Here is an 11,597-nt window from a genome sequence, read left to right on the forward strand (position 1 = left end):
GCTGTAATCGTTGATAAAAGCCGCCTGTTTTGGACTTTTCTTCGTTAATAGCACCACCAAACGCTCAGAACATCGAAAAACAGGCCGTTTTTCTCATCAGTTTTGCTGTTCACAAAAGACCATGAACAGCTCATAGGTTGTCTATTTACCCCTTGAAAACCGGGTTTGATCATTACTCCCCCGACATTGACAGTGTATTCGTATGTCAACAGAGCCAGACATAAGGCGCTAACATTATAAGTAAAGCGCATGAATAAATGGGTAAGTGATGGTAGACATCCATAAGGGATTTACATTACCGGAACTGGTGACGACGCTGGCTGTAGCTGCCATCTTGGTGAGCCTGGCAGCTCCCTCCATGAAATCACTGTTGGCTGACCGGCGTATTGCCGCGGTGACACAGCAACTCTATGGAAGCATCCTGCTGGCACGCAGTGAAGCGGTGACCCGTGGCATGAATGTCAGTATTTGTCGTGCGTCGGGTATAGCCGACTGTGCCAGTGAGGGAGATAACTGGGCGTCGGGCTGGCTCATTTTTGTTGATGGTGACAGCAATGGCTTGCTGGATGCGGGTGATGAGTTGCTCAGGGTGTATCAGAGTCAGCCTGATATTCTCACCATCATCTGGAATCGTGGTCAATCCCTGCGTATCAACAGCCGGGGACAGGCGCGTGATTTCGGCACGTTTACTTTGTGTGAATCACTGCCAGAAGGGGTTGCCGCGCGAACAATCAGTATCAGCCTGACAGGGCGGGCAAGGGTATCGGATACTGACACATGCTCATAAGGATAGTGACATGCTTCAACGAGGTGATGAAAAGGGATTTGGTTTTATCGAAGTGCTTATTTCCCTCCTGGTGGTTGTAACGGGTACTTTAGGTATGGCGGGGTTGCACAGCCGGGGTCTGCAATACTCGCACATTGCCTACTTACATTCGGTGGCGGCAATCCTTGCCGGCGACATGCTTGACCGTATACGACTGAATAACCAGCATGCCCTGACAACCACGGATTATGAGGTTTCTGCCAGTACAGGCATGCCTGATGACTGTTCGGTAGATCAATACCCCAGGCGTTGCGAAGCAGGGAGCTGTACCCCAGCGCAGTTAGCACAATACGACATAGATCAATGGAAGTTTCATCTTTTATGTCAACTGCCCGATGCCACAGGTTCTATCCGCTATGAAGACACCAGTGATGGGCGTACCTATATTATTACCCTTTCTTTTCGCTCGTCTATTGGCACGATGACTCCCGGGGACCTGGTACTAAGGGGGGTATTATGAGGCAGTCATGGCGTGGCTTTTCGTTAGTTGAGCTGATGGTATCTTTGGTATTGGGCATGGTACTTCTGACAGGTGTTGGTCATCTTTTTTTATCCACCAATAAAACCTATACCCTTCAGGATGAATTGATTCGCATGCAGGAAAGCGCTCGGGTGGTGTTGGATCTTTTGAAAAAAGACATTCGTATGGCAGCGTATAGCGGCTGCCCATCCTGGAGTGATATGGGCAATGCCCTGATGACGACAGAAACAAACCGAGTCTGGATGACCCATGTTGATAAAGGTGTGCTGGGCATCCCCATGGGCAGCGAAGCAGAAAGTATCATCGATAGTCATTCGCTCTCTGAGGTACTGGTGATTCACAAGATAGAAAGGGAAGCGAGTATACCTGTGTTATCCCAAAACCGGGCAAACTATGAAATGACGCTGATCGAGTCCCATGACCTTAATCAGGGAGATTTGCTGGCGCTGATTGATGAAACCTGTGAGCAGGTTTCTGTCTTTATAGCAGGTTCCGGTACCAGTGGTAGTAAAGTGTCTTATGCTTTTTCTAACAGAGGCGCACTCTATAACTGTACAGGTCTGTTACGGGGAGCCTTTAACTGTATGGATGGGCAATCGGGTACCGGTGTATTTGATATCAGTGATTCAGAACTGGCCCCTTTATCGTCAGTGGCTTATTACATTCGCGAAAGTAACGGTGTGCCGACGTTTTATCGCCGCAGAGCAGGAGAAACCGCAGGGGGGAGCCGACTATCAGCAGAGGCTCTGGTTGAAGGAATAGAAGGCTTTTACTTGCTGTATGGCGTTGATACTGATGGAGATGGCGCGGTTAATCAATACCGGCCAGCTTCATCCATTGGACTGTACAGCAGCGACTGGAAGACTGTGATCAGTGTCAAAGTAGAATTACTCATCAGGAGTCTGCGTGAAGAGGCAACTGAGCCGGTTACGTACTTCTTTCAGGGCGCTGAGCGCACAGCAACGGATCACTATCTGCGAAAAGTCTTTGTGACATCGGTGGAGTTAAGAAACAGGGATAAGTAAATGAAACAACAGGGCAGTGTATTGTTGGTGAGCTTGATGATATTGCTGATACTCACGGTTGCCGGACTGACGGTTATCAATTCGTCAAGTATTGAGGGAAAAGTCACTGGACAGTTTATCGATCACCAGGTGGCTTTTAATGCAGGGGAAGCTGCTCTCCTTGCTGTGGAAGAATGGATTGAAGCCACAGCTCTCGATCTGACAGCATTTACTTCACGTTGTACCAATGGGTTGTGTTTCAACGGTTCAGACCCTGATGCCATCAGCACCTGTGATACACACCCGAGCTTTCCATGGAAAGACACTGCCTTGTGGGACGACAACACTCGGGTAGGCACGTTGCCCATTACTCTTGATGGTGTCGTATTCAATACGCGTTATCTGGTGGAGTTTCGGTGCTACCTGCCCAGAGAAAGTGAAGGACCTGACCCTGATCCTGCCAGCAGTAATGACTGGGCACAGTTTTTTCGTATTTCTGTGCTGGCAAGTGGTAATGTAGATACAACGAGGGTGATGCTGCAAAGTACTTATAAAAAAAACCCGTGATCGGGACTCAGGAGATTGGCGATGGGTGGTCTGCTCAGACAGTGCGTGCTGGCTGTTTTCTTTTTCTGCTCTGCCATAGTGCGTGCTGAACCCAGCGCCAGACTCTATTCGGCAACACCGCCGTTGTTAAGTAAAGCCTCTGATCCGTTGGTTATGTTGGTCATGTCTGTGGATCATGAACTCTTTAAGAAAGCTTACAGCGATTATTCTGATCTGGATGGTGATGGTATTCTGGACAGCACCTATAACGATACGTTTGATTATCTGGGGTACTTTGATAATCGCTGGTGTTACCGCTATGACACGACAACCCATCGCTATCGGCCTGAGGTGCTGGCAACGGGAGTGAATACACACTTTTGCACGACCAGTGCAGCTCCCTGGAGTGGTAACTTTTTAAACTGGGCAACAATGGCACGTATTGATGTGCTGAGAAAAGTCATGTCAGGGGGAAAACGCGTCACCGATACCGCCGATACGACAGTATTGGAGCGAGCCTATCTCCCCCGGGATATCCATTCTTTTGTCAAGGTTTACAGGGGAACACCTGAGCTACCCTCAAGCTACTTAACACCCTTCACCCAGAACGAGATAAGTTTATGTAATCTTGCCACGACTGAAAACGGCGCACCCATGCTCAGGGTTGCCAATCAGGCGTGGCCAAGGTGGGCATCCACTGAAGTCAGGCAATGTCAGTGGGAAAACCTGAACAGTCCATCATTGTCTTATAAACTGGCAGAGCATCAAGTGCATGTTGAAGTCTGTGTAGAGGGTAAAGATGCGGAAAAATCAGAACGATGCAAAGCCTATAATGGCGGAAAATACAAACCCGTCGGTTTACTTCAACGCTATGGAGAAGGGGGGAATATTCGGTTTGGCCTACTCAGTGGCAGCTATGATAAAAACACCTCCGGTGGTGTATTACGCCGCAACATTACCCGTTTGGCAGGCAATACAAACCCTTCAGAAAATGAATTAGATGTCACAACAGGGGTTTTTAACAGCGCGGTTAAAGGAATTATTTTCCATCTCAATCAGTTTCGCATCGCCAACTATAGTTATGCCCAGAATAAATACACTGATTGTTACCCCTACGGTATAACCCGTTTCAGTAATGCCAGTTCCAAGCGTTGCAGTAATTGGGGAAATCCTCTGGCAGAACTCTACCTTGAAGCACTCCGTTATTTTTCTGCACAAGAGCAACCTTCCAGTGAATATGACACTGGTAATGATCATCTCTTTGTGCCAGGGCTGACCAAAGAGAGCTGGCAAAATCCACAAGACAGCAGTAACGCCTGCGCACAATGCGCCATTGTTTTGCTGACAACGGGTTTGAATTCTTTTGACACTGACCAATATGGATCTGCTGGGGGGGTGACTGGCATTTTGGGGACAGCGGATGTCGATAAGTTAACTGATAAGGTCGGTGATATGGAGGCAGAAGTAAACCCTGACGTTACTTTTCCGGGTCTTTATCTTGCCGATAAATCTGGCGGAGACAAACTCTGTGAAGAAACAGAGATCAGCCGATTATCCGACATTCGGGGAATTTGTCCTGAGCAGCCTCAGTTAGAGGGTGGCTACCAGCTGTCAGGATTGGCCTGGCATGGTTGGAGTACAGATTTGAGAGAGGATTTATCCGGTAAGCAATCGGTGAAAACCTACGCTGTTCAGTTAGCTGACAATGTACCTTCATTTGCATTGAATGTTGGCGGTAAACAAGTGACATTCCAGCCGGTATGTCTAGCTCATTCTAATAGAAGTGAGTGCTCCCTGGTGGATGTGACAGTAGCGTATGAAGCTGCTGACCGTAAAAGTGGTAAACTGTTGTTTACCTGGGAAGATTCTTTGTGGGGCAATGATTACGATTACGATGCCAGTTCAAGTATTTCCTATTGCATTGCAAGTGCCTGCTCGCCTGCTATAGGTGAGTTTCAGGTTAAACTGACAGTCCGGCAGGAAGCGAAAAATGCCGGTGCGGAGACATGGTATTCTTATACAGTTACAGGCACGGATCAGGATGGCCTGGCACTTCCATTAGCAGTGGATGCAGGTAATGCAGGCAGTCAGGGCAGCGCGGCACCAGTATCAAAACTATTTGCTGCAGTAGGAGATACAGCCACACAACTGCCTAAACCCCTGTGGTTTGCGGCCAAATACGGTGGTTTTATTGATCTCGATGGTGATGGTTCACCAGGGCATGATGCCAATGGCGATGGTGTTCCCGATACCAAAGATACACGAGAGTGGGACAACAAGCATAATATTACCGGCTCGTTAGGTGGCGATGGACTGCCGGATAATTACTTCTTTGCAAGAAATCCGTCTCAGTTAGAATTGCACCTTGGTCAAGTCTTCAAGGATATATCAGCAAAAACAGCTTCAGCGACCAATGTTGCCCTGGTTGCCAATGAATCAAAAGGCAAAGGGGCTATTTATCAAGCGTTGTTTCAGCCAAAAATGGAATGGAATAAAAAAACAGTCACCTGGGGAGGTATGCTCCATGCGTTGTTTGTTGATGACAACGGTTGGCTCCGGGAGGACTCCAATCAGGATGATCAACTGGGTGATTATAACACCGATGCTGTGGTTGACTTGATTTATGACCCCAATGCCGGGCAAACCTTTTTGCAGCGCTACAAGGTGGTTGATCAGAAAAAAGAGGTGTTTGGCCCTTTGCTTCCAGCCCACAAGTTACAAACATTGTGGGATGCCAGGGAGATGCTCTCAAAGGTCTCAGACACGGTGAATCAGCGAACTTATACCGCCAGTGCTATGGGGGGGAGGCATATTCTTACCTGGCTGGATAGTGATAATGACCAGCAAGTGGATATGGGTGAGGCGCGACCTTTTGATGCGGTAAATTTTATTGGGAAAGCTGGGTATTTGGGTGTTGCTGCCGGTGATGTCGCCAATGTAGTGAATTATATTCGCGGTGAAGAAATCAATGGCTTTCGTTCACGTCTGATTGATTACGATCAAAACGGTTCTGAAGATGTGTGGCGATTGGGAGATATTGTCCATTCAACACCCGCTGTAGCCACTGTACCTGAAGCGGGTTATGACGAGCGCTTTGAAGATGCCAGCTACGGTGCTTTTAAAGCCGCTTATCAACATCGGCGCCATGTGGTTTATGTGGGGGCAAATGATGGCTTGATCCATGCTTTTAATGGGGGTTTTTATGATGCCAAAAATCATCGTTATGCAACAACAGGCAACCAGGGGCAAACAGCCCATGCTTTAGGGGCTGAACTATGGGCCTACGCACCTATGAATTTGCTCCCCCATCTTCGTTGGCTCACTGAGCCTGATTATCCCCATGTTTATTATATGGATGGAGAACCTCAGTTGTTTGACGTGAACATTTTTGCTGCTGATGCTGATCACCCTGGGGGATGGGGCACTATTTTAGTCACAGGTATGCGTTTGGGAGGAGGACCGATAACGGTTACTGCTGAAGACCATACACGAACCATGCGCTCAGGTTATGTGGTGCTGGACGTTACCAACCCTGAAAAACCGCCAAAAATACTGGCAGAAATCACAGACCCGGCATTGGGTTTCACGGTTTCCCGCCCGGTACTGGTGAAACAGCGTCAGGCTGATGTCAGTGGTAGTTGGTCAAACCCGCTGAAAAATAACTGGTATCTGGTGTTTGCATCGGGGCCGACAGGAGCAGGAGAAACGGGTATTCGCAATGCCCTTGAAAAAGGGAGTAGTGACCAGAAACTCCACATTTTTGCCTATGATTTAGTTAACCAGACGTTGGTGAATGGGTTTGACCCTTTTGTAACGGCAATGAACGACAGTTACGGAGGGGATATGGCAGTGGCTGATTGGGATCAGGATTATCAGGATGATGCCGTTTACTTTGGGGCTATTGATACAGGGGGAGATGTGCCAGGTGGTGGGCTATGGCGTATACACCTTGATAGCACACTGGGGAACTCGGACGTCTCTGAGTTACTGAATACGAGTCAGCCTTTCACTTCTGCCCCCCTGACAATCAAAGATGGTAATGACTTCTGGGTTTATGGGGGAACCGGTCGGCAGTTGGTGGCTGAGGACAATACCCACCTGGCACAACAGACATTTTATGGCGTGAAGGAACCTGCGAATGACAGCGGTGTCCACACCTTTGGCCAAGTCAGCAAAGCTTCTTTGGTAGATATGACCCAGGTGGTCGTCAAAAATACCGGTGATGTCCGTGTAAAAACCAACAGCGGCTATCAGGACTTCATGATCAATGGTGAAACTATCACCCGTTTTAAAGGATTAAAGGCGGCGATGGCTGACCAGCCTGGCTGGAAAGTGGACCTTGTGGCAGACAATGTGGTACCTGCTGAAAAAAATGTAACCCGCGCCAAAGCGTTATTCTCAATGATTTTATTTACAGGTTACCAGCCCTCAGAAAATAGTTGTCAGATGGACGGGCGCAGTCATTTATACGGTATGCATTATATAACGGGCACTGCAACGCCTTCTGTGCTGCTTGATGACAGGGTGATTGACCCTGGCAAACCCGATGAAAAGTGGTCACTGAATAACGTCAGTCTGGGTGGAGGGTATGCCTCGTCACCGGCCATTTATTTTAATCAAAGTGGGGCGATTGAAGCCATTACGCAAGGGGGGGGAGGGAGTCTTCATAAGACAGTATTGAATGATATTTTTTCACCATCGGGGCGGTTGAGTTGGCAAGAGCTATTTGATTTTCAATAAGTAAACAGGTGAACAATAGGATGTTGAAACAACAGAAGGGGTTTACGCTCATTGAGTTAATGGTGGTGATTGCCTTAATGGGCATGCTATCAGGTGTATTAATCTCCATGGGAGATTTAATTCGTGACTTTAGAGTCACTTATATTCAAAAGCGTGTTTATTACTCGTTAATACTGGCAAAGAGTGAAGCTATCAAGCGCAATACAACGGTTAGTGTATGCCGAAGCCCTTCCGGCAGTTCATGCAGCAGTGGCAATAACTGGAACGATGGCTGGATTGTTTTTACTGATAAAAACGACAATAGACAAAAAGATGGTGTGGATAACCTTGTCCGGGTTTACAACAATATACCTAACGGCTTCAAAATAGCCTGGGCGGGTAATTCACGCGGTATATCCTTCGACGCAAAAGGCAGGCCGAATCACGATGGTCGTGTTGATTTTAAAGTCTGCATGACTACTCGTAGCAGTAGCCCCATTCGCCTTATTGCCGCCTATGGTCGCAAACAAGGCAGTCGTCTGAAAATGCTCAACGGTAATGGGAGTTGTTAACTCAGCCCATATAGGGGCATGATAGAGGTATTGTGTTGATACGGGCAAGGATGCTGTGAATACACACCTTCACAAACAAGCGGGCCTCAGCTTAATGGAGGTATTGGTCAGCTCTGTTCTTCTTACGATGATCTTTCTCTGGATCAGCGAAAGCCACATTCGCAGTTTGAGTGATATTGCCGAAACCAGTCAGAGGACACAGGTCGTCTGGCGAATAGAAGAACTGGCTGAGCGCATTAAAATGACACCATTGCTTGAAAGTTATAAAAACGAAGTCAATGGCGTAAGCAATGTGAGCAGTTACTGTAATCGGCGCGCGAACTGCCGGGGAGCAAGATGCTCATCGTCAGAGATGGTCAAATTTGATGTGCAGAAAGTTTACTGCGCCACGGATAATATTAATGATCTGGACTTGTCCCTTGATTGTTTTGACACTCGTTCGGGCAGTCGCCTGTCAAACTGTGCCAGCCGGGGGACAGTGAGAATAAGGATAACCGCTTCATGGAAGCCCAAGGGCAGATTCAGGGACCGACTCTCTGCCGACACAGAGTTTTCTTTAAGTCTTAACCAGTCACTGTTTTTTGATGGGAACGATTATCTGACAGCGACAGGTGCTTTATTTGATGGTTCCCGATTTACTATTGCTATGTGGGTAAAGCCTTCGGCCACCGGTGGTTTTCGGGGTTTTTTTGGGTTGCACGACGGTAGTGGTAACCGCGCGCCCAGTTTATGGGTATACGGCTCTCAACTTCATTATGACAGCTATAAACGTATTCTCTTAGGAGGCCTTCTAGGGATCGTACCGGATCGCTATAGCGGCGTTATACCGGGCTATTTTGTCTCTGGCCAGTGGACTCATGTTGCCTGGGTAAAAAAAGAGAATGATTATTTCTTTTATAAAGATGGCGTCTTGCAACGACGTGTTACCGGTATTGCTGATTACCTCACAGACAAAGGTGAGTTTACGATTGGGAAGGTTGATAATTCTTTCACCGGGGAAATTGATGATGTTCAGTTTTATAACGCTTTCCTTTCTGCAACTCAAATCGGTTTGATAATGGAAGGACGTTCCTTCCCTGAAATGAATATGACATTGCATCTTGATTTTGAAGGGGACTCACTCAGTGATGCTCTCAGGGACGGTTCAAGCGTAGGTCGGTCAGTGACATCATCAGGTATCAGTGACAGTAGTCGACGACATGTGGTTCGATAAGCACTGACGATAAACACTGAAAGAGGCCAGGGATGAAACAGCAAGGGTTAACACTGGTTGAGATGATGGTGGCGGCGCTGCTCTCAGTGGTGATTATTCAGGGTTCTTTTCAGTTACTGTTTTCAGCGCTTTCCGCATCAAGCTATCACGAAGCACGGGCACTGTCTCAGATTCGAGCCCAAAATGCCTTGCATATGATGACTAATGATATTCGTGAGGCTGGCAGTGGTTCGGCACTCACCAAGGGTGGTTATAATGTGTTTGAAAATCAGCTATTTGGCGGCGCAGGTTCGCGGCACACAAACAAAACGCTCAAGGGGTGCCGGAGTCTTTGTGACGCTCGTCGCGCCTGTGTTGCTTTTTCCTGGGTGAATGGCTATCAGTCAGCAGGTACGGATGCAGGCGATTGTCGTTTAAAAACGCAGTTTTCATCCTCTTCTCAAGCCACCGGCTGGATTTCTTATCAGCGAGTTGATAACACTATTTTTTATGGTGGGAGGTGTGGAGGTACTACCTGTACAAGTAGCGGAAGTGCTACTGACAGTGACTCAATTGGTATTGTATTAGATATAAGAGGTCAGGGTAATAAAAGAAATTGTTTAGGTAATGTGATGTCGACAGTTGTTGTTAATCGTTATTTTATTGACAAAGGCAGTGATAATAAAAACGCGCTTTACTGTCAAAGTTTCTCTCCGTCGTCAGGAGGCTCCCTCGGTGGCAAGCAGTTGATGGTGGAAGGTGTTGAGCAAATGCGCGTGTTGTTTGGTTATGCTGATAATGGTGGCAACAGCCCGACCAGTTATCGGCGACCCCATGAGGTGGCCGCTGGCCATTGGGGGCGAGTAAGAAGTGTTGAAATAGGCGTTCTTGTGGGAGGAGGGAACCTCTGGGGAAGCAATGCACGAAAAACCAGGGGGTATACGTTGCTCGGTATCAATACTCTCAACATTACTGACAGGGAGCCACGTTATGAATTTACCACATTGCAGCGAGTTGTCGCATTAACAGAAAATACCAGTTGGCGGGCAAGGGAATATTACGAGTCGACGGACTAGAGAGCATCAGCGATGGCAGCAAAAAGAGCGGCAATGACAGGCTATGTTCTGCCTGTGGCGATGACCGTATTATCCGTATTAACCTTTTCCATCATTGGTGTGATGGAAACCTCACAGACACAGGAAAGACAGGCAAGAAACGAGCAGGATCGCATGCGTGTGGAACAAGTGGCCAAGGCTGAACTTGATTTACAGGCGAAGGAATTAGAGACCCATGTAGCCCGACTGCGTCAGTCAAGAAGTTACACAATAAGGCCAATATCTTACCCCAATGGTTGTAGCTCTTCTGGAAAAAATGCCATTTGTCTGACAGTGAATCTTACCTTTATGGGTGATTTGTCAAAGCCCCAGGCACTAATCGATGCGGTGCCTAACGCCAGGTTTATAGGGCGAAAGTTTCGCCTTGAGTCAAAAGCTGAGCACAGGGTGTCGGGGGCTTCTTCCACAATGAACATGGAGCTCAGTTATGGCAATCTTATTTTACTGCTGCGCCAGGATATCCCCCAGGCAATGGGCACCAAGCCTGACCGTGATGAACTTATGGGGCATTTGAAGTTTTATATTCCAGACTGGTGGGAGGTTACCGTCAAGGAGGTCTGGCGTTTTGGTTGCATGGCACCGAGATGGAGTTGGGGGGCGTTATTTACGGGCATGGTTTTGCTACTACTTGGCGCGGCGTCATTTGGTGCGGGGGCGGTACTGACATCTGCAATATTAATGGGTGCTGGCGCTTCCGCAGGCGCGGCTTCAGCGGTTCTGGGGAATGAAAATATTTTATTTGTTGCCCGTTGTCGTGTGAGCTACACCGATAAGTGGGGAAGAAATGTACGCTGGGAATCTGATACTATTAACCCGGGTGATAATCGCTGGTTTCTGGTACCTGAAGACTCCAGCTCTGTTAACTTTTATTGGCGGGGTGTCGTGCCAGGGCGAGCAGCAGGGTACAAGGGTTTCTGGCAATGGGGAGTAACCAAGTGGTGGACATTTAAACAATTTGACTGGTACCACTCAAGCCCGGTGGATAACTGTCGTATTGCTTATGGCACCTCGGAGAGTCCCCGTGTTGAGCCAGTACCCTGTGCAGTCATTGTGGCAGATGATCAAACACCAGTGAATCCCGATCCGGAAAACAGTCCTTACAGTTTCCGACATGGGCATTATTATTAATGTGGGGGCTACAG

General features: G+C 47.9%; 9 protein-coding genes. All 9 read left to right on the forward strand.

Annotated features, from left to right (window positions below):
* Positions 1–268: 268 nt before the first annotated feature.
* Genes V4C51_RS00685 through V4C51_RS00725 form a run of 9 tightly spaced genes read left to right on the forward strand, consistent with a single transcriptional unit; the run spans position 269 to position 11,583 of the window.
* On the forward strand, positions 269–787 hold the full coding sequence (locus V4C51_RS00685) for a GspH/FimT family pseudopilin (protein ID WP_330924175.1): 519 nt from the start codon (positions 269–271) through the stop codon (positions 785–787).
* A 10-nt stretch (positions 788–797) separates the two neighbouring features.
* Positions 798–1,286 (forward strand): type IV pilus modification protein PilV, encoded by a 489-nt coding sequence (gene pilV / locus V4C51_RS00690; protein WP_330924177.1) that lies wholly within the window; start codon positions 798–800, stop codon positions 1,284–1,286.
* Complete coding sequence (locus V4C51_RS00695) at positions 1,283–2,332, forward strand: PilW family protein (protein WP_330924179.1); 1,050 nt, start codon at positions 1,283–1,285, stop codon at positions 2,330–2,332. The genes pilV and V4C51_RS00695 overlap by 4 nt, the downstream gene beginning before the upstream one ends.
* Complete coding sequence (locus tag V4C51_RS00700; protein ID WP_330924181.1) at positions 2,333–2,878, forward strand: pilus assembly PilX family protein; 546 nt, start codon at positions 2,333–2,335, stop codon at positions 2,876–2,878.
* A 21-nt stretch (positions 2,879–2,899) separates the two neighbouring features.
* The gene (locus V4C51_RS00705; RefSeq protein ID WP_330924183.1) at positions 2,900–7,597 is read left to right on the forward strand and encodes a pilus assembly protein; all 4,698 of its coding nucleotides are present in this window, start codon (positions 2,900–2,902) and stop codon (positions 7,595–7,597) included.
* A gap of 20 nt (positions 7,598–7,617) precedes the next feature.
* The gene (locus tag V4C51_RS00710; RefSeq protein WP_330924185.1) at positions 7,618–8,148 is read left to right on the forward strand and encodes a GspH/FimT family pseudopilin; all 531 of its coding nucleotides are present in this window, start codon (positions 7,618–7,620) and stop codon (positions 8,146–8,148) included.
* Between the two features lie 55 nt (positions 8,149–8,203).
* Positions 8,204–9,361: a LamG-like jellyroll fold domain-containing protein gene (locus tag V4C51_RS00715; RefSeq protein ID WP_330924187.1), complete on the forward strand. Its 1,158-nt coding sequence runs from the start codon at positions 8,204–8,206 to the stop codon at positions 9,359–9,361.
* 32 nt (positions 9,362–9,393) lie between these two features.
* Positions 9,394–10,416, forward strand: coding sequence for a PilW family protein (locus V4C51_RS00720; protein WP_330924189.1), 1,023 nt, complete (start codon positions 9,394–9,396; stop codon positions 10,414–10,416).
* Between the two features lie 12 nt (positions 10,417–10,428).
* Positions 10,429–11,583, forward strand: coding sequence for a pilus assembly PilX family protein (locus tag V4C51_RS00725; protein WP_330924191.1), 1,155 nt, complete (start codon positions 10,429–10,431; stop codon positions 11,581–11,583).
* The last annotated feature ends 14 nt before the right edge of the window (positions 11,584–11,597 follow it).

This window comes from Candidatus Sororendozoicomonas aggregata (genome assembly GCF_031528575.1).
Taxonomy (GTDB): domain Bacteria; phylum Pseudomonadota; class Gammaproteobacteria; order Pseudomonadales; family Endozoicomonadaceae; genus Endonucleibacter; species Endonucleibacter aggregata.